Origin of the sequence: Nocardiopsis sp. LDBS1602 (genome assembly GCF_035818715.1) — a bacterium.
GTDB classification, from domain to species: Bacteria; Actinomycetota; Actinomycetes; order Streptosporangiales; family Streptosporangiaceae; genus Nocardiopsis; species Nocardiopsis alba.
This window is the reverse complement of sequence record NZ_JAYLVW010000005.1, coordinates 180,268-203,860: the sequence shown is the minus strand read 5'-3', so window position 1 is coordinate 203,860 and position 23,593 is coordinate 180,268. Positions and strand designations below refer to the sequence as shown.

Genomic DNA, 23,593 nt, shown 5'->3' with positions numbered 1-23,593 from the left:
GAGAGGAAGCCCGGCCACGCGAGCGCGGAATGATCCAAAAAACACGACCTAGGTGCGGAAGAGGCCACGGGGACGGTTCACGAGACGGACGCCGGGACCCTCGTCGGAGGTGGACTGCCCCCACAGGACGAAACCCAGAGCGACCACCAGGAGGGCCACCACGCCCAATCCGTGACCGGTGCCCAACAGCCCCGTACGCGCCAGGACCCCCGCGTAGCCGACGGCGGCCACCACCCCGAGGGCACCGAGGAGGATCCCGGTCCAGGCCCGATCGGTGAACCGACGCTGGTGGCCGCGTACCACCTCCACCATCGCCGCGACGGCGCGACGGGACCCCTCGTCGGGGGCGGCCACTCGCACGAAGCATTCCCCCGCCAGGACCACGGTGATCCGGGTACGGCCGCGTCGACCGGAGATGAACAGCGCCCCGATCCGGCTCTCACCCGAGACCCGACGGTGTTCGGCGAGGGCCTCCACCCGTCGCCCCACCTCGACGCCTCCCTCGGTGAGCCCGATCTCCAGGTCGCCTTCGCACTCGTCACGGACGATCTCGGCGAGCGCGATCATCTCCTCACGACGCAGGGCCGGATCGCCGAGCCCGGTCGTCTCCTCACGATCGGCGGGTCGGCCTCGCTCTTCTGGGGACATGCCCCCATTATCCGGGCACGCCCACGCGCGCGGCACCCGTCGGCGAGAGCCGGGACGACGCCTCTCCGGCCGGCCGCCACGAGTGCCCGCGGTGCCGGGCGCCGGCGATGGCTCAGTGCCCCCGGCCGTGGCGACCCGCCGCCGTCGAGGCGGTCTCGGTGCCCACGCGCTCCTCGCTCCGGGTCTCGCCCCGAGCGGCCCCCGACGGATTCTCGTTCTGGAAGGCCTCCTGGGCCCGCTGCTCACGCTCCCACAGGACGAAGCGCTCGCTCTCACCCAAGGCCATCGTGGTCAGCCACACCGCGACGGCGATGTCGTCGACCAGGCCCAGCACGGAGAAGAGCAACTCGGGGATGAAGTCGATCGGGGAGATCACGTAGCCGACGAGCACCACCATGGTGAGGAGCTTGCCGCTGTTCAGCTCGGGGTAGCGACCGCTCAGCTTGGCCCCGACCATGCGCGGCAGCGCGCGGACGCGCTGCCAGACGGAGACCCTGCCGTCGGTGTTCTGGATGACCTGCCACGCGGCCGCCCCGGCCGCGGCACGGTTTGTCTTGCGCATCGTTCGTTCTCCTCAGGGGGCGTACGGCTTCTCGAGATATGACGCGAAACCTGCTCTCATCGTTCCCCCGGATCCGCCGGTCAACCCCGAACGAGACGCACACGACACCGGGGCCCGATCGTGACCTTCGGGTTTTCGACCGCGTTCTCTCCCAGGTCACGGACATGGTTCCGGCTTCCGTCCACAATGGCGACGATGGCACTGGTGGCGTGGATCCGGAAAAGGCATGCTTGTTGATGCGGCGTCACCTTTCCCCGTCCGTATCGGCGCGGGCCCGAGCCGATACACCGCGCAGAAGGGATCACCGGAGAGAACCCCTGGCCAAGGGTGGTCGGAAACGGCCACCGGAGTCCACTCCCCCTTGGAGAGGCCCGACATGCACGTGTGGAGCATCAGCCCTTTCGGACCGCGTCGAACTCCCGAAAACGGCACGGCCCGTCTCGGGGCGACGGCGACGGAACGGCACCATCGATCACCTCTCTCGGCCCGAGGTGACGAATACCGACCCTCCCACTGTGAGCCTCCCATTCGTTACGATGCGTCCGAGTGGTACCTGAGATGTGGGACACCGCTCCGTTTCAGAAACCGCGCACGTGCGTAGACCCGATGGAGCTCTCCCAGTGTCCAATGCCCAAGACCGGTCGGCGACGACCGTGACCCTGCTGGCGGATATCCCCAGTACGGGCCACGTGGGCGAGGCCGGGGCACGGCGTTTCCCGCTCCGAGGCGACGACGTCGGCGAGCGCAGTTCCGCCTTCGTCTCCTTCGCCGTGGACGAGGTGCGATCGGGCCGCAAGGTCGTCGCGCTCTACCCGGCCTGGCGCGCGGAGGACGCCCGACGCGCGGTCAACTTCGCCCGAGGGGCACTGCGCACCGACCAGATCGCCGGGATCGCCGTCGACCTGTCGCCGTTGGCCCTGTCCCTGGTGGCCGATCAGCTCGCCTACCTGGCCCCCTACCTTCCACCCGGGATGATCGCCGCGCTCTGCGACGAACTGCCCAAACACCTGCTCGCGGGGGCCTGGCTGCGTACCGTCTCGGGTCTGTCCACGTTGCCCACCAGCATGCGCCAACACGTGGGCTCCTATGCCCCTTCCGTCTCCTTCCTGGCCCTGTGCGCCCCCACCGCCCAGGTGGGCCGGCTGCGCCCGGACGAACTCGACGCCCGGTTGCCGTTCCGCCCGGTACAACCCGTGCAGCTTTTGTGCTCGGCGCCGGAGCAGACGCCCACCAGGGCGTTCGACGAGAACCTCCCCCGCGTCATCCGGCCGGTGTCCACTCGCAGACTCCCCGCCCAGCCCCTGGGGGCCACCTACTGGGGCACCGGCAAGTACGTGGAGTTCGTGGCCCTGAGCGCCCACCCCCAGGCGCTGGCGTACGCGGCCGGTTCCATCCGAGCCTCCGCCTGCGCCTGGTGCGGCGAACCCATGGCCACCCGCCCCTGCCCGTTCTGCGCGGCCGGTTCCACCGGCCGTCCGGTCCGTCTCACCACCACCGCGACCCCGGTCCCCCCGCCGGAGGAGCCGCGGACCATGTCCACGCGCCCCTCCCCCTTCCCGACCGGCTCTCCGTCACCGGCCCCACCGCCGAACGGGGAACCATCGCCGCACCGCCCGCCGCCGGCCCCGGGCTCCCCCGTGGAGGGAGCGCCGAGCCGCGTCACCGGGCCCGAATCACGGACCTACTCCCGATAGCGGCCCTCCTCCCGCCCCGGCCCCGTCGCGCCTCCCGGCCGAGGGTCCTCGACGACACCGAAACGGAAACCACCCCCTATGAACCCCCGTCAACGACGCGGAGTCCTGCTCATGGCACTGGCCGCCGTCGGCGCCGTCGCCGTCTTCGTGTCCGTCTTCACCTACCTCGACGACCAGCAGGAGCGGTTCGGTGGTTCCGCCACGGTCCTGCGGTTGACCGAGGACGTGGGCGCCTATCAGCCGATCGGTCGTGACTCGGTCGAGCAGGTGGAGGTCCCCTCCATGTACTTCGACCCGGAGGTGTTCATCACCGACCTGGACGAGGTCGAGACGCCCGAGGACCAGGAACTGGTCGCCTCCTCCCGGTTGGAGAGCGGCGTCTACCTCCAGCGGGGCATGGTGGAACCGCAGCCCACCCTGACCACCGGTGAGCGTGAAATCGCCATCATGGTCAACGCCGAGACCGGAGTGGCCGGCAAGGTCAGGCCGGGCTCGACCGTGGACATCTACGGCACCTTCCAGGCCCGGGACCACGGCGAGGCCTGCGCCACCCGGGTGATCACCGAGGTGGAGGTCCTCGATATCGGGGAGCTGCGCAGCCAGGAGACCGACGCCGGCGGGGTGGCCGGGGTCGTCCCCGTCACCTTCCGTCTCGACCCGGACGCCGCGCTCCGTTTGGCCTACGCCGAGGAGTTCTCCACCAAGCTCCGGCTGGCTCTGGTCAGCGCCCAGGGCAACGGCCAGGTCGGCGACCAGCAGTTCTGTAGCGGCGACTTCGACGACCTCATCGAGCGGATGGCCGACCAGGGCTCCGATGAACAGACCGACGAGCGGCGTGCGCCGCATGGGGGGTAGAGACCGGTGAACTTCCGCGTTCTGGCGGGGATGCCCACGTCCGAGACCGAGATGGTGCTCGCCGCGCGCTTCGAGGAACTGCCCTCCACCGATCTCGTGGCGATACGGAACTCGGGCACGGCGCTGATCGACGCGGCCGGGGAGTTCCCCGAGCTGGACGTGGTCCTCATCCATCAGGACCTGGGCCCGGCGTCGGTCCTGGACACCATCCGCGACCTGTCGCACCGCCACCCCCAGTTGGCGATCCTGCTGATGTCGCCGTCGTTGGATCCGGAGACCTTCACCGTCGCGATGGAGGCGGGGGCCCGCGGCGTACTCTCCGCCGACTCCGGGATGAGCGAGCTGGAGTCCCGGATCGCCAAGGCCGCCGAATGGTCGCGTACGCTCCGTCGGCACCTGGAGTCGGCCGCCCACGAGCTGCCCGCCTCCGGGGTACGGGGTCGGATCGTCACGGTCAGTGGGGCCAAGGGCGGCGTGGGCACCACCACCTGCGCCGTCCACCTGGCGATGGCGGCCGCCCGCCGTGACCGGGTGGTGTGCCTGGTCGACCTCGACCTGCAATCCGGCGATCTGCCCGCCTTCCTCAACCTGCAACACCGCCGTTCCATCACCGACCTGGTGGACGCCTCGGACGACATCAGTCCGGGGATGCTCGCGGAGACCCTCTACGTGGACCCACGAGGCCCCCACGTGCTGCTCGCCCCCGAGCACGGCGAGCGCGGTGAGGACGTCAACGCCCGCGCGGCCCGCCGGATCCTGAGCGCTCTACGGTCCCGCTACGAACTGGTGATCGTGGACTGCGGCTCCAACATGAACGAGGCCACCGCGATGGCGGTGGAGCTGGCCGACAGCGCCGTGGTGACGGTGACCCCCGACGTCCCCGCGCTGCGCGGGGCCCAACGGCTGATGGCGATGTGGGAGAGGCTCCAGATCCGAGCCCACGACAACGTCCACTCGCTGGTCACCCGGCACAGCCGCAAGAACGAGATCCAGCCGGACTTCCTCCGCCAGCTGTTGGGGACCAAGGTGCTGCGCACCCCGGTCCCGGCCGCCTACCGTGCGTTGGAGCCGGGTGAGAACAACGGCGACCCGACGAAGGTGACCGACGAGGGTCTGCGCAAGGCCTTCGCCCGGCTCGCCGCCGAGCTCGACCTGTTCAGCGCGCCCTCCGCCCCGGGGGCCGGCGGCCGGAGCGGCGGCACCACCCCCTCCGGAGGCATGTCCCCGATGGTGGCGGCCCTCTCCGGCCGTTCGGGGTCCTCCCCCTCGACCAAGGACGTGTCCGGATTCCTCGGATCACCCTCCGCGGGGACCGGTGCCTCTTCTCCCGGCTCGGGCCCGGGCGGGCACGGCGGCTGGAGTACGGGGCCGTCGGGGCGGGGGCTCGGTGGCTGACCGGCGGGGGCCCGCGATCGGCCCCGGGGCCGGCCGAGGCGTCGGGCGTCCCCGTGACGACCGAGGCTCGGTCATCGTGGAGTTCGCCGCGGTGGTCCCCTTCCTGTTGATGGCCCTGGCCCTGATCTGGCAGGTGCTGTTGATCGGCCTCACCTCGATGTACGCCTCGCACGGGGCGTCGGAGGCGGCGCGGCAGGCCGCCGTCACCCCCGACGACATGGAACGCATCGACGAGGAGGCCCGTAAGAGGGTGCTCTCGCCCTGGGACTCCCCGGAGGTGCTGACCACCGAGATCGTCGAGCGCGACGGGGGACGCTACGCGCGGGTGACCGTCGCCGTCCCGGTGTTCCTGCCCGGGACCGAAGGCCCCTGGGACATCTCCGGCGAGGCCAAGGTCGTCACCGAGGTCGCTCCACGCGGCGGTCATGGCCTCCCGGTCGAGGAGGTGGACCCGTGACCGAACGTCGCGGGCCCGGCCCCCTCCGCGGCCTCTTGACGGGCTCCCGTCCTCGCCGGGACGCGGACCGGGGCGGTCCGATCCTGGAGTTCGCGGCGGTTCTGCCCCTGCTGCTGCTCACCGTGGTGGTGGCCTTCGAGGCCTTCCTCGCCTTCGTGGCGATCGAACGGTTGGAGTCGGCCGCCAGAGCCGGGGCCCGGGTGGCCGGGACCCGGCAACTCGACGGGGCCGAGGCCGCCGCCCGCGAGGCGCTCCCCGACTGGTTGGCCGACGCGAACGTCACGAGCGGCGCCAACGACGAGAACGGCTACTACGTCGAGGTCTCGCACCCGCTGCCCATCGTCTTCTCGGTGGACATCGATCTGACGTTGACCCGGCGGGTGGACATGCCCGATGTGTGAGGTGCCGGTCCCGCACGGAGTCCACCGAGGGAGGAGACGAGGAACATGGGGCTGAAGGACCGTCTGGAGGAGGACCGTTCCGGTGAGGAGCGGGCCGATCGGAGCAGTGTGACGCACTGGCGCCGACGTCTCCTCGCCGAGATCAACCTGGAGGATCTGACCCGACTGACCCTGGCGCAGCGACGGGTGCGGTTGGAGAAGGTCGTCGGGCACATCCTGACCCGGGAGGGGCCGGTCCTGTCGGACCGGGAGCGATCGATCCTCATCCGTCGCGTCGTGGACGAGGCGCTCGGCCTGGGCGTGCTGGAACCGTTGCTGGCCGACGAGAGCATCACCGAGATCATGGTGAACGGGCCCGACAACGTGTTCGTGGAGCGGGCCGGCCGTATGGAGCGGATCGACGCGACCTTCAACGGCGAGGAACAGCTCTACCAGACCATCGACCGGATCGTCTCCCTGGTGAACAGGCGGGTGGACGAGTCCTCCCCGATGGTCGACGCCCGGCTCCCCACCGGCGAACGCGTCAACGTCATCATCCCGCCTCTGTCGCTCTCGGGACCGGTCCTGACCATCCGTCGCTTCCCCAAGCCCTACCCCATCGAGGAGCTGGTGCGGATGGGGAGCCTGGACCAGGCCACCGGCGTGCTGCTGTCGGCGATGGTCCGGGCCCGGTTCAACATCGTGGTCTCCGGCGGTACCGGCACCGGTAAGACCACCTTCTTGAACGCCCTCTCGGCGTTCGTTCCGGCCACCGAGCGGATCGTCACCATCGAGGACTCCGCCGAGCTTCAGCTGATGCAGGACCACGTGGTCCGGCTGGAGTCACGACCGGCCAACATCGAGGGCCGGGGCGAGATCGCCATCCGCGACCTGGTGCGCAACGCGCTGAGGATGCGACCGGACCGCATCATCGTGGGCGAGGTCCGCGGCCCCGAGACCATCGACATGCTCCAGGCCATGAACACCGGCCACGACGGTTCCCTGGTGACGGTGCACTCCAACTCCGCGGAGGACGCCGTCCATCGGATCCAGACCCTGGCCACCCTCGGCGACGGTCGGGTCCCCTACGCCGCGTTGCGCGATCAGATCAACAACGCGGTGGACGCGGTCGTGCACCTGGGCCGCTGGCCGGACGGTTCGCGCCGGATCTCCGAGGTGTCCGTGGTCTCCTCCCGCCGGAGCGAGGAGTTCCGGTTGGACCGTCTCTTGGAGTTCGTATCGATGCCGCAGAGGGGCGACCGTGCCGTGACCGGGGAGTTCCGTCACCACCCCCTGCCCCGCCATGTGGCCGCCCGGATCCTCCACGTCGGAGAGAGCGTCCCGGCGGTGTTCGGCGTGGCCCCCGACCTTCCTCCCGGAGGCCGACGATGAGCTCGCGAACCGTATCCGCCACGTACTCGTCGGCCGCCTCGCGTCCGACCCGAGGGGAGTCAGGTTGAACTGGCAGATACCGGCGATCATGGGCGGGCTAGCCCTGGTCCTGGCCCTGATGTTGTGGGCCCTGTGGGAGTTCGTCGCCAGCGCCCGTCAGCGCAGGATCATCGCCGCCCGCAGCGCCCTGGCCCAGGCCGAGTACGACGCCTCCACACCGATGGCCCGGTTGGACGTCGCCCTGCACCGGACCCGTTGGGGCGCCCGTTTGAGCCGCCGTCTGGCCCGGTCCGGAACGGAGGTGCGCCTGTCCACGTTCCTGGTGTCCCTGTCGGCCGGTTCCCTGCTGGCGGTGATCGTGGTCTGGCAGATCCTGGCCCCGTTCTTCGGCCTGCTCGCCGCCGCCGGGGTGGCGTTCCTGTTCTTCTCGTACCTGAGCCGCGCCGAGGCCAAGAGGCGCGAGGAGTTCACCGGACAGTTGCCGGACCTGGCCCGGGTCCTGGGCAACGCCACCTCCGCCGGGCTCGCGCTGCCCACCGCGGTGGCGATCGCCGCCGACGAACTGGACGGGCCGGCCGGTGAGGAGCTGGGACGGATGGCGGAGTCCATGAAACTGGGCGCCTCCTTCGAGGAGGCCGTCGCCGAACTGCGCGAACGTATGCCCTCTCGCGAACTCGGGGTACTGCTGTCCACTCTGGTCGTGGCCTCCCGCTCCGGTGGTTCTCTGGTCGGCGCGCTGCGCAACATCTCCACCACCCTGGAGAACCGCAAGGAGACCCGTCGGGAGGTGCGCACCGTCCTGAGCGAGACGACCAGCACCGTGTGGGCCCTGGGGTTCATGTCGGTGGGCGCGCTGTTCCTGCTCAACATGGTCCAACCCGGGGTCATGCGCACCATGACCGGCAGCGTCGCCGGTATCTCGGTCCTGTTGCTCTCCGCCTCCCTGTTCGCCGTCGGGTTCGTGGTGGTCTCCCGGATCACCAAGTTCAAGATGTAGCCCCGGCCCTCCCTCTCCGAAGGAACACCGATGAACCTCCTGCCCCTCCTGGTGGCGTCGGCCGGCGCGTCGATCGTGCTGCTCGGTTTCTACGGTCTGTACCTGACCCTGTCTCAGACACGTGTGCCGGTGGACGAGTCCCTGACGAGCCGCCCCCTCGTCAAGAGCGACGGCACCTTCTTCCTGCACAGGATCACCGAGGCGATCGGACGCCGTTTCTCCCGAACGGTCCTGGAGTCCCTGAGCGAACGTCAACGGGCGTCGATCGCCGAACGCATCGAATCCTCGGGGCGGGTCGACGGACTGACCGTGGAGCGGTACATCCGACGCAAGATCGGCGAGGTCTCCCTCTACGGGGCGCTGGCGTTGGCACTGCTCGCGGCGAACGAGCCCGTCCTCGCCCTGTTGATGTTCGGATTCGTGGGTCTGACCGACCTGAGCATGTACGTCAAGTCCCAGGAACGCGCCGACGAGGTGCAGTCGCAGCTTCCCGACTTCCTGGACGTGCTCGCCGTGACCGTGAGCGCGGGCATGTCGTTCCGGGCGGCGGTGGGCCGGGTCGCCGACTCCATGCCCGGGGTGCTCTCCGACGAGTTCACGATCGCGCTGCGCCAGATGGAACTGGGCATCTCCCGACGAGAGGCCTTCGAGGCCCTGCGTCGGCGCAACCGCAACGAGTCGTTGAGCAAATTCGTCACCGCGATCCAGCAGGCGGAGGAGTTGGGGGCTCCGTTGAGCGACACCCTGGTGAACATCAGTCAGGACATGCGTCGTGCCGACGCCCAGTACATGCGGCGCAAGGCCCAAAGGCTCAACCCGAAGGTGACGGTGGTGACCGCCACGACCCTGCTTCCGGGGCTGCTGATCCTCATCGTCGGTTCGATGATGTTGGGCAGCGACGTCGACTTCGGCGCCCTGATCGGCGGCTGACCTCGATACTCCGGCCCCGCCCCACCACCTCGGCCCGCTCTGGTGGTGGGGCGGGGCCTACCCGATGTCTCGGTCACGCCCCATGGGTTCGGTGAGGGCCCGTCTGTAGCTTCTCGTACAGGCCTCTCCCCTCCCCTGAAGGAACCTGTTCCATGCCTGTTCCGAACACTCGGCGGTCGCTCGCCCCCGATCTGGCGCGCGGCTTCATGCTGCTCTTCATCGCCCTGGTCAACGCGCGTTTCTTCCTCACCCACGACGACACGGTCCGGGACCTGGGCGACCGATTGCTGACCCTGGTCCAGCTCGTCCTCGTCGACGGGCGCGCGATCCCGCTCTTCTCCCTGCTCTTCGGCTACGGCGCGGTGTGGATCGCCCGTCGGGTCACCGAGGCCGGTGGTGGCCGGGTGCACGTCCGCACGGTGCTGCGCCGCCGGGGCCTGTGGCTTCTGCTATTCGGCCTGGCCCACGGGGTCCTGTTGCTGCCGGTGGACATCCTCGGCGCCTATGGGCTCGCGCTGTTGCTCTTCACCGGGTTCCTCCGGGCACGGGACCGGACCCTGCTGTGGTCGGCCGGGGTGTTCGCGGTCCTCTCCCTGACCCTCAATGTCCTGTTGAGCGTGTCCGAGGCCGCGGGAGAGGGAGACACGGCGATCTCCGGTGGTTCCGAGGTGAGCGCGACGGCGGTCCCCTCCCTCGTCGAGCCCGGTTTCGTGGCGGCCTGTATCGAGCGGTTCCAGGAGTGGACGTTGTACACACCGGTGACCCTCCTGCTCGTGGTGATGCCGCCCCTTCTGCTGGGGGTGTGGGCCGGGCGCCGTCGTGTCCTGGAGCGGCCCGAGGAACACCGTCGTCCATTGGTGATCACCGCCGTCGTCGGGCTGGGCGTGGCGGTGATCGCCGGTCTTCCGGACGGTCTGGTCTCCGCCGGTCTCCTACCGACCCCCGAACCGGTGGTCGAGGTCCTGCTGTGGATCGCGCACGACGCGGCCGGGTGGGCGGGCGGCCCCGGATGGGCCGCGCTCATCACACTGCTCGCCCTGCGCCTGAACACCGGTGGCCCGACCGATCACCCCCTGGTCGTGGCGATCACCGCCGTCGGGGAACGCTCCATGAGCTGCTACCTGTTCCAGGCCGTGATCTTCACTCTGGTGTTCGCCCCGTACGGGCTGGGGTGGGGCGCCACGGCGAGCGTCTCGACCGCCGCGCTGGTGGCCGTGGGGACCTGGGGAACGACCGTGGTGGCCGCCTTCCTGTGCCGCCGTGCCGGCCTTCGCGGCCCGGCCGAGGCCCTGCTGCGTCGCCTCGTCTACTCGGGCGTCCACCTGTCGGGGCCGGCGAGGGAGACGGATCCGTCCGGACCCCGTTGACCCCTGTGGCCGGTCAGGTCGGGCAGTCCATCATGTCGTTGTCCGTCAGTGAGGTGTCCGGGAGGGCGAAGAAGCCCGACCCCAGCCGCTCCCGGTCCCGCCACCCCAACGTGCCGTCCACGTCGTAGCAGTGTCCGCTCAACTCGTGCACCAGGGACCCGGAGTGCGCGGTCGGACGGTAGGCGACGCCCCCGCGTTCGGGGGAGCCGGGGATGAGGACGGTCAGCCGTTCCGACGGGTGTTCCGGACTCAACACCGCCAGCGTGGTCAAGGGAGAACCGAACTCGTATCCGCCGCCGCCCCTGAGGGTCAGCTTGTCGACCCCGCCGTTCTGCTCCGGATCGAGCGGGGTGAGGGCCATGAAGTCCTCGGCGTACACGTTGTATGAGCCCATGTTCGGGTGATAGGTCACCTCGACGGTGAACTCCGCCCCCTCGGGGGTGCCCCGCACCTGGGACATGCACACGCTGACCACGGGGAACGCCGGGATCTCCGGGGTGGCCAGACCGAAGTCGACGGTGTCGTGATCCACCGGGTAGGCGAACGGCCAGATCTCGGCGTCGGCCACGGGGACGCCCTCGGGCCCCGGGGTGAGCAGGGGCGGAAGGCTCTCACTCGAGCCCGCTTCGGGATCGAAGGGGCGCCAGTGCGCCAGTGATTGTTGGGCCTGGACCCGTTCGGTGTCCGAGCAGTCCAAGGGCACGGGTTCGTCGGAGGCCATGGCGCCCTCCCCCGAACCCTCCTCCGGCTCCGACCCGCCCTCCTCGTCCGCGGAGACCCCCGAGGACTCCCCCAAGGCGTCGAACAGCAGGTAGCCGCCGCCCAGCAACAGGAGCAGCGCCGCGCCGGCCGCGCCGATGAGAAGCCCCGTACGTCGCCCGCCCCCGCTCCTCGCGGGCACGCTCTCGCCGGGCTCCGGAGCCGGTTCCGACCCTCCGCTCCGAGCGCCGCCGAACAGGTAGTCCGCGGCCTCTCCGTCACGGCGCGCGCCGGCGGCTCCGGAGGCGGTGATACCGGGGACCGGGACGTCCGCGCCCCTCTCCGGCGGCTTCGGGTCGGACTCCATCGGGTTCCCGGGTCCGGAGTCCGGGAGGCGGTCCTCTCTCCCCCGTCCTTCCGGGGTCAGGGCCAGGTCGCTCCATCGGACCGGATCGTAACGGTCCAGGTCCAACACGGGCCAGTGCCCGGCGACCAGTTCACGTAGTCGATCGGACCAGGTGTCGGCGGTGGCCTGCTCGTCGATGCCGAGCAGCAGCAGGCATTCCAGGTAGACGTCCTCGGCACCGGGGCGAAGCGCCGGGTCCGCGGAGAGCGCCCTGGAGACCAGAGGGCGCAGGGTCTCGGGGACCCGATCGAGATCGACCCGCACCTCACGCGCGCGGGCCGCCATCTCCCAGACGATCTGCCCGGGGACACGTCCCGGAAGATGCCCGGCGGGGGAGGTTCCGAAGGGCGGACCTCCGGTGGCGGCGGCCACGACCAACCCGGCCCAACCGTGCACGTCGGTGGCGGTGGAGGCGACGGCCCCCTCGTAGCGTTCGGGAGCGGACCAGCCCAGGCAGTCGGCGTTCTGGGTCGGGGTCACCGAGTCGATCCGCCGGGTGAGACCGAAGTCCATCAGACGGGGCCCGTCCGCGGCGATCACCACGTTCACGGGGCGCAGGTCCCCGTGGACCAGGCCTTTGGAGTGGAGGGAGGAGAGCGCCTCCGCCAGGCCGGCGGCCAGAGCGAGCACCCGCCCCTCGTCCGGTCGGCCTTCGACCCACAACCCCTGGGGGAACTCCAGCCCGGGCACGTGGTCGATCGCGGCCCAAGGCCGTCCCTCATGGACCCCGCCGTCGCGCACCCCCAGGCCGCACACCCCGTCGAGGCGTTCCCCGATCACCTCCCCGCCCGTGTCGTCGCCCCCGGCCGTCCATTCCGGCGCCGCGATCTTCAGGGAGACCGCCTCGTGGTCCGGCGAGACCCCCGCGTACAGGGTGCCCAGACCGTCGGCGCCGAGTCGCCCGACCAGCCGGTAGCGGCCCACCTGGAGCGGGTCGCCATCGGTCAGCGGGGTGACGTTCGGCGGCAGAGCGGGGGAGGAGGAGTCCATGAGGGGGAGCTTTCCACACGGCAGGGGCGGTTGTGGTGGGCTGTTCCGGGATGGTGCTTTCGAACCCGTGGTCCTGCGAATCTACCCAATGGGGGGAATGGGCATAGCCCCGCACCCACCCCTCGAACACCGTTCGAAGGCCCTTCCGAGACCGTTCGGGAGCGTTCCCGAAGACCGTCTCATAGCCTTCCGAGAAGACGGTATCCGCTGTTCAAGGCGGCGATGGCCGCCCTTTCCCCACGCCGGGGACAGGCGATGCGACCGGCATCACAGCATCCGATCCCCCTTCTTCGCGTCCCCGCTCCGTTATCAGGTTGTTGGGGTGGCACCGCCCTTCGGCCTCACTCGGGGAAGTCGAACAGATGACGGAGCAACTCCGCACGCCGTTCCTCGTCCCCCAGAGGAGCCTCGTCCACGGGGCTCTCCCCCGCCGTTCCGGCCTCCGAGCCGTGCTCTCCCCGTTCCTCGCCGGTCAGAGCCTTGCGGTGGTCCTCCAACAGGACCCGCCCGATCACGATCAAGGCCGCCCCCGCCCCGGTCGCCATCAACGCGAGCAGGGTCAGATCACCCCAGTAGAGCGCCCCGAGCACCACGCCGGCGACCACCAGGATCGCCCCGACCGCCCAGAGGAGACGGGAGAGCCCGCGGGGTTCCCGCCCCACCGGCCCCCGGCGTCCGTGCCCGCCCCCCTTCCTCCTCCCGTGATCGACCGCCGGCCTCGGCCCCGGGCGTTCGCGTGGACCCGCCGACCTCTCGGAGACCCTGCGCAGATCGTCTCGGCACGCGTACAGCGCCACCGCGGCCGGCCACGGGTCGTCCGCCTCCCGCACGACCCTGCGCGCCCTCTCGCGCAGTTCGCCCTCCGGAAGCCCCTGGGTCGCCCACACCGCCAAGGCCGGCGCCTCGCCGTTCCGCCGCTCGTGGGTGCCGAGCATGTGGACCAGGTCGCCCTTCTCCACCGGGGAGAGCCGCTCCCGGTCGAATCCGGCGGTCGCGGCCGCACCTCGCAGCCACCCCTCCAGCGCGCGCAACCTCTCGAAGAGGTCGGAGGCCTGGCGGGCGACGTGCACATAGCGAGAACAAGGACGTTCCCGTCGACAGGAATGGTCGCTGCCGATGCAGTGGTGACCGCTGAGCGCCTTCAACAGGCCATGGCGTTCCACCAGATCCATGAGCCGCTCGTGCTCGGGCTCCCGATAGGGCCAGGCACGCCCGTCCTTGGTGCTGAACAGGGCACCCCAGGACATGTCCAGGTCACGGAAGAGGGCGGGCAGGTCGGGAGAGAGTTCGGCGACCAGATTGGCGGCCTGGACGTCGGCTCCTCCCCAGGCCTCGGGCAGTACCCCCACGATCTCGCGCGCCTTGCCCTCCTCTTCGGGGAGCCACCGCAACAGTTCCTGGCGTTTGTGCGCGTCCCGGAGCATCCCGTGGGCCTCCGGCCATCTGCTCTGCACCCCGCGGGCGAGCTCGGCCACCGTCCCGTAGAAGGTGCCGGCGATCTCGAAGGTCCCCTCGCGGTCGGGCCCGGCCACCGTGGGGAAGCCGCTCATCCCCATGGTGATGCTGCGCCAGAACGCGGCCGCCCCCTCGTCCAGGAGGGTCCGGCTGTCCCTCTGGGTGGCCTCCCCCTCCTCCTCGATCGACGAGGTCTCCTTCCCCAGGAGTCGGGACAGGAGCCGGTGCGAGGTGGGTCGTAGTTCCGGATCCTTCTCCAGGCACCAGGACACGACCCCGACGAGTGCCTCGGGCAGCCCCCGCAGATCGGCCTCGCCGTAGAGGATCCGCTGACGTGTCTCCCAGGCGCTCCCACCGTCGAAGACGTCCCGGCCCGTGCCCGCGAACGCGATCACCGCGCCCCAGGCGAACACGTCGATCGCCGGGCTGACCTCGGTTCCCAGGATCTGCTCCGGGGCCATGTACCGCAGGGTCCCGGTCGAGCCGCTGGCCATCGTCGGGGCCTCCTCGACCGCGCGCGCGATCCCGAAGTCGATCACCCGGACCCCGTCCCCGGTGACCATGATGTTGGAGGGGGTGAAGTCCCGATGGACCACGTCCGCGCTGTGGATGGAGACCAGGGCGGTGGCCGTGGCGACCGCCGTACGGTGGAGATCGTCCTCTCCCAAGGGCCCCTCGTCACTGCCGTCGCCCATCACGAGCTTGCGCAGTGTCCGACCCTCGACGTACTCGGTCACCACCCAGGCGGGTTCCTGATCGGGCTCCGGGCGGGCCTCGGGATCCCCCGTCTTGAGCACCCGGGCGATGAAGTAGGGCGGGATGTCCATACTGAGCATCGCCTCGGCCTGGAAACGCCGACGGAACTCGGGGGTCCCCGCGACGTGGGGATGCAGAACCTTGACCGCCCCGGGCTCGCCGTCCTCACGACGACCGAGGTAGACCGTCCCGTAACCGCCTTCGCCCAGTTTCTTCTCGAGTCTGTAGCCGCCGAGCGTGTCGCCGATCATCACGAGGGGACCTCCAAGGCCGGGGGGTGAGAGCGCGCAGCACCGTACCCGAGGTGTGATGTCCTTCACCACCTCATGGTGCTGTGAAATGCCCGCTTCTGACTGTTCTGCACTACTTGCCCGAGCCCGGAACCGGCCATCCCTCCGGAGAACGACTGGCTCGCCCCGATCCTCCCGCCCGGTCGGGGAACCTCCCGGTACGCCGCCGATACCCCGGTTCTCACCTCCGATCCGTTTCCCGCCCGAGATGCCCGTCGACCCGCGTCGGCCCTTCGGGAAAACCGTCCCCCCTCTCCCCGAAAGGGACACTCGAAAGCGCGGCCCGAACGACCGGATCGAAAGTCGGGATTCACGTTCGACCTTCGACCCCGATGGGTTCGACCTCCGCTTCACCACCTCCGAACGCTCTTGAAGGGCGCGAGCGCGTTCCCTTCTCCATCACACCGGAACGGAGGAGAGCGAACCTTCCACTCGCCTTGTTATGCAACGTCGAGCAACCTTTTCGAGGACGGCACCCATTTTCGGGAACCCCGTCTCCGAACGGACTTCGCATCGCGCCCATCACGGGCGTTCACAAGCGACTACTTTAAGGACAAACGGACTCGCCAAACGTGCCCAAGGTCCCGCAACGCCAACATTCCACCCCCCGACACCGCCCCACACCCCTCGATTCGGACAAACCACCGGACGCGCGCCGATCATTAACTCCGAATCCCTGCGGGCGACCCCTGTTCTCAGGCATACTCGGAGTCGTCGGTCGGACGACAGGAGCGGACTCCGCACCCGAGAACCGGTTCTGTCGTGCTGTCCGAACGATGTACAGGGCGTTCCACGCGATCATCCGTTTCGGATACCCCGATGGGCGAGAGTCGGCCACGACACGCTTCCCATAGGAGGGTCAAGAATGGTCCGAGGAGGCGCTAGAGTACATCACAGGCCCGGCTTTTCAGCGTTTGTCACACGAGGTCAGGCGGGGCTCACCCGAGAAGGAGACCGAAAGCTCGTCATTCCCGGGAAGATCTTTCGAGGATCCTTTTCTCACAAGGTGGAGCGAGGTTTTCGGGGGAATTCACGTTCTTCACGCACGTGGATACCTCGCCGACCACCGCGGGTCTCTGGTCCGACCGCCCCTCCAGCCGTACGGCACTTGGGAGGGAAAGGGGATCGGCAGGTTCAGGGACCCTGTTCCGTAAGGGGATGGAGGCCCGGCGACCTCTCATAGGGGGAGAGAGTCGCCGGGTCTTCGCATGTGCCCGACCTCTCCGCCACCCCGGCATCGACGGGCCGTCACGCTCCGCAGCGGACCGGAACAAGAAAACCCCTCGACCGGGAACTCACCCGGGGGCGGCCTCGTTGGTCCCAACGTGAGCGCGGACGAAGCGGTATCGACACGAGTGGCACGACCCACTCGTCCTTCTCACGTCCCCTCCCCCGGGCTCGACGGACCGCGAGGAGCGGCGACGCGCCTTCGCGCCCTACCGGTCCCGACAGTGCAGGACCGTCTCCAGCAACCCGGGGAACCGACCCTCCATCTCCTCCTCGCGCAACGAGACGAAGCAGCGCGTCCCTTCGGTCCGATTGCGCACCAGGCCGGCGTTGCGCAGGATCTTCAGATGGTGGCTGAGCGTCGACTGAGCGATCGGCAGGTCGATGTCCTTCCAGGCACGCTCGCCCCCGGGCTCGGAGAGCATGGCCACGATCCGCAGTCGTGTGGGTTCGGCCAACGCGGACAGGACCGTGACCAGTTCCACGTCGCACAGCGCCGGATGCCCCGCCCCCTTGGACACTCCCTTGGCCCCCAAGGCCCCACCTCCGATTCCGCCGCCACCCGGCCGTTTCCGCACGGACCGACCACCGGCGTGAGCACGCGAAACGCCCCACGATGTCCCGAATCGGATTTGTCCCGTGTTCAGGCGCGAGTGTACCGTCACTGTTCGATGATCGTCGATCATCGAACATTCGAGGTCAGTGGGGGTAACTGAGATGTCGAACAGCAAAGAGGCCGACGAGACCGTTTCCGGGGACGCAACCCCCGGCACCCGGCCCGCCCTGTCCGTCCTGGACCACGCGGGCATCGTCGAGGGCTCCGACCCGGGACGGGCCCTACGCGACGCGCGCGAACTCGCCCAGAACCTGGAGCGCCGGGGCTACCACCGTTTCTGGCTCTCCGAGCACCACAACATGCGGGCCATCGCCAGCGCCGCCACGTCCGTCTCCCTCGGGTTCATCGCCGAAGGGACCTCCACCATCCGAGTGGGCTCGGGCGGCGTCATGCTCCCCAACCACTCCCCCCTGGTGATCGCCGAACAGTTCGGCACCCTGGAGTCCCTCTACCCGGGGCGGATCGACCTGGGCCTGGGACGCGCCCCCGGCACCGACCCCCGCACCATGAGAGCGCTGCGCCGCGACCAGACCTCCTCCTCCACGTTCCCCAACGACGTTCAGGAGCTTCAGGCCTACTTCGAACCGGCCGTTCCCGGACAGCCCGTGCGCGCCGTTCCCGGCGAAGGCCTTCGGGTACCCCTGTGGATCCTGGGTTCCAGCCTGTTCGGCGCCCAACTGGCCGCGCACCTGGGCCTGCCCTACGCCTTCGCCTCGCACTTCGCCCCCAGTGCCCTGTACGACGCGCTGGACGCCTACCGGGAGGGGTTCGCCCCCTCGGCCCAGGCCGAGAAGCCCTACGCCATGGCCGGGATCAACGTGTGCGTCGCCGACACCGACGAGGAGGCCGAACGCCTGTTCACCTCCATGCGGCTGTCGTTCCTCGGGATCCTGCGCAACGAGCGCGGACTCCTTCAGCCGCCCGTGGAGCCCTCGGCCCTGGACACCATGTGGCGCCCCGGGGAGAAGCCGCAGCTCGACATGATGCTGCGCTACTCCTTCGTCGGCTCGCCCGAGACCGTCGTGGAGAAGATCGATCGGTTCGTCGCCGACACCGGGGTGGACGAGCTGATGCTCTCCTCCATGATCTTCGACAAGGAGGCCCGCATGCGCTCCTACGAGCTGCTGGCCGACGCCTACGGCCTGGAGGCGCCCACGAGCGGCTGACAGGTCGAGAGAAAGCCCTGGTCGGGGGAGCTGGGTCAAGGGTGATGGTGTCGAGTCAGGCAGGGCTCGACATCGTCTTCCCCCGATCATCGGGGCGTGGGGCGGAATCGGTCAGGGTTCCGCCCCACGCTTTATTCACCGACGACCGCCGGAGAGCGTTCCCTAGTGGTCCCGCGCGGCGAGGTCCGGAGCGTACCGTTCACCGCTCATGGGGTTGGTGGCCATGCCGCTCACGGGGTCGTAGTCGACGTCCATGCCCAGGTTCGGATCGTGCAGGAGACCGCTCTCCGGGTTGCGGAGCAGACCGGACTCGGCGTCGATCTCCCAACCGGTCGCCGGATCCACCTCCGGTGCGCCCGCCTCCGTGGAGGGCTCGGTCGAGGGCGCCTCGGCCTCTCGCTCCTCCTCGCCGGCGGCCGGGGCCTCCTCCTCTTCCTTCTCCGGGGCCTCCTGCTCGGCGACGACGTCGCTCCGGGCGGGCTGGGACTCCGCGCCGCCCTGAGGGTCGAGCGCGCCCCAGCTCACCAACGCCAGGATGACGATGCCCAGGGCCACGCGGTAGTAGACGAAGGGCATGAAGCTGTGCGTGGAGATGAACTTCATCAGCCACGCGATCACCACGAAGCCGACGACACCGGCGATGACCGTACCGACGATGGTGGCGCCCCAACCGGCGTACTCGTCCCCACCGATGTCCAGCATCTTGTAGAAGCCCGAACCGAAGACCGCGGGCAGCGCCAACAGGAAGGCGTACTCGGCGGCGTCCTTACGGTTGAAACCGAGCAGCATTCCACCGGTGATCGTGCCGCCCGAACGTGAGACGCCGGGGATCAGCGCGAGAGCCTGGAACATACCGAAGGCCAGACCGCGGGGGACGTTGAGGTCCTCCAGGCTGCGCTGCTTACGCGCGTACCTGTCGGCGATACCGAGGATCACACCGAAGATGATCAGGTTCAACGCGACCAGACGCAGATCGCGGAACACACTGTCGATCTGGTCTTCCAGGAGCAGGCCCAGCACCACGATGGGGACCGAGCCCAGGATGACGTACCACCCCATACGGGCGTTGATATCGCTTCGCAGCTCACGGACGACCAGGGAGCGCGTCCACGTCGACAGGATCGCCCAGATGCGTTTGCGGAAGTAGATGACCACGGCCAGCTCGGTACCGATCTGGCTGACGGCGGTGAAGGCCGCACCGGGGTCGGGCCAGCCGAAGAACGCGGACACCACGCGCAGATGCCCGCTGGAGGAGATCGGCAGGAACTCGGTCAGCCCCTGGACCAGTCCAAGGACGATTGCTTCGATGAGGGACACAGAGGGGCCTTCTGTTGAACGTCGGCGCCGTGGCCGCGCGCGTCGATGTCGACACCGATCGTCACGCGGTCGAACGTGCTCGATGAGATGACACAGGACAGCAGGTCAGCGATGCCGCCGGCCCGATCTGGGTCATCGTATCCCGCTCTGGCGCGCCCTTCTTCGGGCTCGTTCGGCCCCCACGAACCCGTTCTGTCCCGGTATCGGGCACCCTCCGGTGGGACGAAGGCATCGATGTCGGACACCACGCCCCTCCGAGACCGGCGCGTCGTCCGCCCGGAACGGGGACTTCTCCGCGGCGGTGGGGCGAAGACCACACACCCATCCGGACACGGCCACCGTCACGCCACACGGAACGCCCCATGTCGGAGCCCCGAGGCCGAACGCCGACGGTGTCCGATATTCGCCATGATTTCACCGGGTGTCCCCCGGCCCTCCACCTCCGTGCACGGAGACCGCGAGGAGAACGGCCGCCTCCACACCCCGGATCAGCCCTCGTTCTCCCCCAGGAAACCCTCGATCCGGGCCAGCAGGGGCAAGGGGGTCTCCTCCATCGCGTAGTGCCCCGCGTCCTGGAGCACGTACAACTCCCCGCGGGGGAACCACTCCATCCAGGTCGCCCTCATCACCTCCGCGGACAGGGCCGGATCATGGGCCCCGGCCACGGCGAGAGCGGGAACCTCGGCCCCCTCGACGGCCTCATGGAAGTCCTCGAAGGCCCAATCCCGGAAGTAGGCGGCGAAGGCGTCCCGGTCCGAACGGGCGAGGGAACGATCCACCATCCGATCGAGCCACCTGGCGGGGAGTCTGCCGCCCGTGGTGAGATCGATGATGGCGCGCCGGGCCGCCGGATCCCCCGCGGCCTGGGTGAAAAGGGCCCGGGCATCGTCTCCGAGCCCCGCCCCCGAGGCCGGGACCGGAGAGATCCCCACCATGCACCGGACCCGCTCGGGGGCCAGCGCGACGATGTTCTGCGCGACCTTGCCGCCCATGGAATGGCCGACCACGGAGAAGGTCGACCACCCGAGATGGTCGGCCAACGCCAGGGCGTCGGCCGCGACGCGAGCGGTGGTGTACTCACCCCCGATGCCCGCGGCGTCACCATAACCACGCTGGTCGAGGGCGGCGTAGGTGAAACGCCCGCCATCGGAGTGGGCCAACACCGTCTCGTAGTCATCGCGATCTCCGAACCATCCGTGCAGGGCGATGACGCCGTGCGGGCCGGTACCGCGAATCGTGTGGGGCAGGACGAGGGGTTCCGCCATGGGGGGCGCTCCTGGTGCGTCAGGGGTCGTACGGCGGCCGGGATCGGCGCGACGGTGGTCCGGGGCGTGGCGCTGGAGCCCCTACCCACTGGGGAGGAGGTCAAGCGCCACCACCGCCCGCGTGAAGATCTCGGGGCCCGGTGTCCGTCCGCGCCGGGCCCGGACCTCACAGGATGAGGAGCACGAAGACCGCACATGTGGCGATGGTGATCACCCAACTGTTCGAGGTCAGCCAGTCCCGTACGGCGGGCATGGCGTCCCTCCCACGATGGCCCAGGGCCAGGAGCGTCAACAGTGGAAGAGCCGCTATCAGCACGGTCGCCGCGACGAACCCCATCCCGGCCACGAAATCCTCCCCGCCATGGGCCAGGTGCGCCCCCACCGTCAGCATGACGACGATGTCCGAGGGCATCGCCAGGATCACCAACAGCCCGGTCGTCAGCCCACGACCGACCCCCGCGTCCATCAGTCCGGTGAGCCACCCCGGTGGCTCGGACGTCTCCCGTGTCAGGAAGGCCCGGATCGCGGCGAGGACCAGCAGCACCACCAGCCCGATCTGAATCAGGGTCCCCACCGACCCCGAGTCGGAGGGGCTCCCCAGAGAGACCTTGTTCCCGAAGAGCCCGAAGAGGCCATGGGTGATCGCCACCCCGACACTCGTGGCGATGGCGACCCCCAGCAGGAACGCCACGGACACGCGTACCGCCTGTCTCGCCGTGACCAGGACGAGGGCCGCGATGATCTGCGGCCCCGCCATCATGGTGATCGCCAGCGGCAGGATCTTGAGGTCCATACTCTCCCCCGTCGTTCTCGAGGAGTCGGTGCCGGCCGAGGGCGGGACGTGGGCCTCCGATGCTCGTGACCACGATCCTCCACCCGCCTAACGACGACGGCATGGTCTCCTCCAGTCTGCGCGGAGGGCGGCAAAACCACGGGCAATGACGGCTCGACGATCGGTCGACCTCGATGAGGACCGGATCGGGGATCAGTCTCCCCCGCCACCTCCACCGTCCCCACCACCCGAGTCGCCACCACCACCGGAATCACCGCCACCGGAGTCTCCTCCGAAACTCCAGCCGCCCCCGTCACCACCGAAGCCACCGGAATCACCGGAACCGCCCCCATGGGAGCCACCGCTCGACCCGCCGCCGCTCTCGTCGGCGCACCGCTCCGCGTAGTCGCACACCTCGTCCCAGGTGAAGACCTCCCCGCCGACGGCCCCCTCCCCTCGCGACGAGTGATGCGCGCCCGGGTCGACCATGAGGCCGGGGTCGGTCACGACCGTTCTCCTCTGCCGACGCACACCCGACATGCCGTGGATCGCTCCGAACCGTAGAGCCGTCTCCCGGTTCACGTCCCGCCCCCGGGATTCGGCGAGCGGATAGCGGGCCTCGGCCACCTCCAGAAGCCGGTCGCCCGCGGAGGTGCGCGGCACCGATCTCCCTCCCCGCCGCTCCGGGACACCGGAGAACCCGGAGGCGACCGTCCCGACCACCCCCAACGTCAGCCCGAGAGCCAGTTGCCCCGACGCCCAGGAGACCCCCTCCAGCAGAAGCAGGAACACCGGCCCGAGGACGGCGATCACCCAACCGGCCTTGGCGATGACCTGGAGAAGGGCGTGGGAGCGCCGTCGACGACCGAGCGACCGCTCCGACCCGGCCGAATGGACGATGAGACCACGTTCGCCGAGACCCCGCCGAACGGTGTCGAGAACATCCCCCTCGGAGACGGCGTCGACGATCGCCACGGCGTTCACCGCCACCCTCCCTCGAAAGACGGCGAGCACCGCCCTGCCGACCGGATCCCGCTCACCGACATAGGGGCGTTCGGGACCGACCAGGGTGATGAGCCCGCCTCTCCGTTGGGCCCGCACCCTCCCCCTGAGGAAGAGCTCCATCAGGACGACCCTCCCCGCCCTTCTCGGTCCTCCCGCGAGGTAGGCGAGTTCGATCGGGGAGAGCTCGTCCACCCCCGTGGCCCTTTCGGGTTCGGGCGTTCGAGCGGCCTGGCGACGCAGGCTCAGATTCGCGACGATGAGGGAGAGGACCGGCCACAGGGTGAGCAGAAGGCCGATCACCACCCCGGAGGCGACGAGGAAGGGCACGGTGTCCATGGGTGAGGCCCTTTCGGCGAGGAGGACACGAACACGGAGGCGACAAGCGGGGGTAGGGCTCGGGGGGGGGAGTTCCAAGCCTCCCACTCGACCGGACGAAGCGGACGAACAGGGTTCGGTCGACGCCCCACCGCCCCCACCCCGGGCCCCGTCGAACACCGCCCATCACCCTCCACCGTGCCGAAATGCCGTGTTGGCCAGGTGCACGCCACACGACGGAGACCCCCACATGAACCGGGGAGGCCAGGATCTTCGAAACGAAGCCCCTCAGTTCTGAAGGCTCCATGTCCAGAGCTGGCGCTGTCCGTATCCGGCCATACTTGGAACCGCTACTTCAACATCAGTAGGGTGTTCAGGGAGCCGCGGGCCCCATTCGCGACTCGAAGCGAGTCATGTGGAATCCCCGCCGGCTCTGAGCAGGCGTTGAGGGAGGTGACCCTGATGAGTACGACTCGCACGGGAGTTCGGCCCTCGCGCCGCCCACCTAGAGCGAGCACCGATCGGGCCCCTTCTCACCGACCATCGGAGAACACGACACCCCGGCTCACGGAACTCGGTTTCCACGTACCGCTCGGCCTGTCCCCCTCGAACAGCCTCTCGAGCAAGCAACGGCTAC

General features: G+C 69.5%; 19 protein-coding genes. 10 read left to right on the top strand and 9 right to left on the bottom strand.

Features of this window, described 5'->3' with window-relative positions; genetic code table 11:
* Positions 1-48: 48 nt before the first annotated feature.
* Together U9J66_RS17805 and U9J66_RS17800 are read right to left on the bottom strand one after the other, a co-directional pair.
* Positions 49-648, bottom strand: coding sequence for a hypothetical protein (locus tag U9J66_RS17805; protein ID WP_042284207.1), 600 nt, complete (start codon positions 646-648; stop codon positions 49-51).
* 112 nt (positions 649-760) lie between these two features.
* Positions 761-1,210, bottom strand: a complete 450-nt coding sequence (locus tag U9J66_RS17800) for a YkvA family protein (RefSeq protein WP_014909906.1) — start codon at positions 1,208-1,210, stop codon at positions 761-763.
* Between the two features lie 620 nt (positions 1,211-1,830).
* Between U9J66_RS17800 and U9J66_RS17795 the strand changes: the two genes are divergently transcribed.
* From U9J66_RS17795 to U9J66_RS17755, 9 genes are all read left to right on the top strand, one after another.
* Positions 1,831-2,904 (top strand): hypothetical protein, encoded by a 1,074-nt coding sequence (locus U9J66_RS17795; protein WP_161111426.1) that lies wholly within the window; start codon positions 1,831-1,833, stop codon positions 2,902-2,904.
* A 78-nt stretch (positions 2,905-2,982) separates the two neighbouring features.
* Entirely contained in the window at positions 2,983-3,759 is a 777-nt protein-coding gene (gene cpaB / locus U9J66_RS17790) for a Flp pilus assembly protein CpaB (RefSeq protein WP_326338186.1), read from the top strand.
* Between the two features lie 6 nt (positions 3,760-3,765).
* Positions 3,766-5,154, top strand: coding sequence for an AAA family ATPase (locus U9J66_RS17785; RefSeq protein ID WP_326338185.1), 1,389 nt, complete (start codon positions 3,766-3,768; stop codon positions 5,152-5,154).
* Between the two features lie 76 nt (positions 5,155-5,230).
* On the top strand, positions 5,231-5,611 hold the full coding sequence (locus tag U9J66_RS17780; RefSeq protein WP_326338240.1) for a TadE/TadG family type IV pilus assembly protein: 381 nt from the start codon (positions 5,231-5,233) through the stop codon (positions 5,609-5,611).
* The gene (locus U9J66_RS17775; RefSeq protein WP_014911440.1) at positions 5,608-6,012 is read left to right on the top strand and encodes a TadE/TadG family type IV pilus assembly protein; all 405 of its coding nucleotides are present in this window, start codon (positions 5,608-5,610) and stop codon (positions 6,010-6,012) included. Before U9J66_RS17780 ends, U9J66_RS17775 begins: the two co-directional genes overlap by 4 nt.
* A 45-nt stretch (positions 6,013-6,057) precedes the next feature.
* Positions 6,058-7,383 carry a CpaF family protein gene (locus tag U9J66_RS17770; protein ID WP_014908718.1) on the top strand — a complete coding sequence of 442 codons (1,326 nt, stop codon included), beginning with the start codon at positions 6,058-6,060 and terminating at the stop codon, positions 7,381-7,383.
* Positions 7,384-7,447: 64 nt separating this feature from the next.
* Positions 7,448-8,380 carry a type II secretion system F family protein gene (locus tag U9J66_RS17765; RefSeq protein WP_014911382.1) on the top strand — a complete coding sequence of 311 codons (933 nt, stop codon included), beginning with the start codon at positions 7,448-7,450 and terminating at the stop codon, positions 8,378-8,380.
* A 30-nt stretch (positions 8,381-8,410) separates the two neighbouring features.
* A complete protein-coding gene (locus tag U9J66_RS17760; protein WP_014913071.1) occupies positions 8,411-9,310 on the top strand; it encodes a type II secretion system F family protein in 900 nt (299 codons plus the stop codon).
* A 152-nt stretch (positions 9,311-9,462) separates the two neighbouring features.
* Positions 9,463-10,677, top strand: coding sequence for a DUF418 domain-containing protein (locus tag U9J66_RS17755; protein ID WP_326338184.1), 1,215 nt, complete (start codon positions 9,463-9,465; stop codon positions 10,675-10,677).
* Positions 10,678-10,690: 13 nt separating this feature from the next.
* Here the strand turns inward: U9J66_RS17755 and U9J66_RS17750 are convergent, their stop codons facing one another.
* The 3 genes from U9J66_RS17750 to U9J66_RS17740 form a co-directional block, all read right to left on the bottom strand.
* Complete coding sequence (locus tag U9J66_RS17750) at positions 10,691-12,772, bottom strand: serine/threonine protein kinase (RefSeq protein WP_326338183.1); 2,082 nt, start codon at positions 12,770-12,772, stop codon at positions 10,691-10,693.
* Positions 12,773-13,113: 341 nt separating this feature from the next.
* On the bottom strand, positions 13,114-15,234 hold the full coding sequence (locus U9J66_RS17745) for a serine/threonine protein kinase (protein WP_326338182.1): 2,121 nt from the start codon (positions 15,232-15,234) through the stop codon (positions 13,114-13,116).
* A gap of 1,475 nt (positions 15,235-16,709) precedes the next feature.
* Complete coding sequence (locus U9J66_RS17740) at positions 16,710-17,036, bottom strand: ArsR/SmtB family transcription factor (protein WP_014910216.1); 327 nt, start codon at positions 17,034-17,036, stop codon at positions 16,710-16,712.
* 181 nt (positions 17,037-17,217) lie between these two features.
* Between U9J66_RS17740 and U9J66_RS17735 the strand changes: the two genes are divergently transcribed.
* The gene (locus tag U9J66_RS17735) at positions 17,218-18,282 is read left to right on the top strand and encodes an LLM class flavin-dependent oxidoreductase (RefSeq protein ID WP_326338181.1); all 1,065 of its coding nucleotides are present in this window, start codon (positions 17,218-17,220) and stop codon (positions 18,280-18,282) included.
* A 162-nt stretch (positions 18,283-18,444) separates the two neighbouring features.
* Here the strand turns inward: U9J66_RS17735 and U9J66_RS17730 are convergent, their stop codons facing one another.
* From U9J66_RS17730 to U9J66_RS17715, 4 genes are all read right to left on the bottom strand, one after another.
* Positions 18,445-19,599 carry an undecaprenyl-diphosphate phosphatase gene (locus tag U9J66_RS17730; RefSeq protein ID WP_161111420.1) on the bottom strand — a complete coding sequence of 385 codons (1,155 nt, stop codon included), beginning with the start codon at positions 19,597-19,599 and terminating at the stop codon, positions 18,445-18,447.
* A gap of 488 nt (positions 19,600-20,087) precedes the next feature.
* Positions 20,088-20,864: an alpha/beta fold hydrolase gene (locus U9J66_RS17725; RefSeq protein WP_326338180.1), complete on the bottom strand. Its 777-nt coding sequence runs from the start codon at positions 20,862-20,864 to the stop codon at positions 20,088-20,090.
* Between the two features lie 166 nt (positions 20,865-21,030).
* Positions 21,031-21,657: a GAP family protein gene (locus tag U9J66_RS17720; RefSeq protein ID WP_326338179.1), complete on the bottom strand. Its 627-nt coding sequence runs from the start codon at positions 21,655-21,657 to the stop codon at positions 21,031-21,033.
* A 192-nt stretch (positions 21,658-21,849) separates the two neighbouring features.
* Positions 21,850-22,977 carry a TIGR04222 domain-containing membrane protein gene (locus U9J66_RS17715; protein WP_326338178.1) on the bottom strand — a complete coding sequence of 376 codons (1,128 nt, stop codon included), beginning with the start codon at positions 22,975-22,977 and terminating at the stop codon, positions 21,850-21,852.
* Positions 22,978-23,593: the final 616 nt, after the last annotated feature.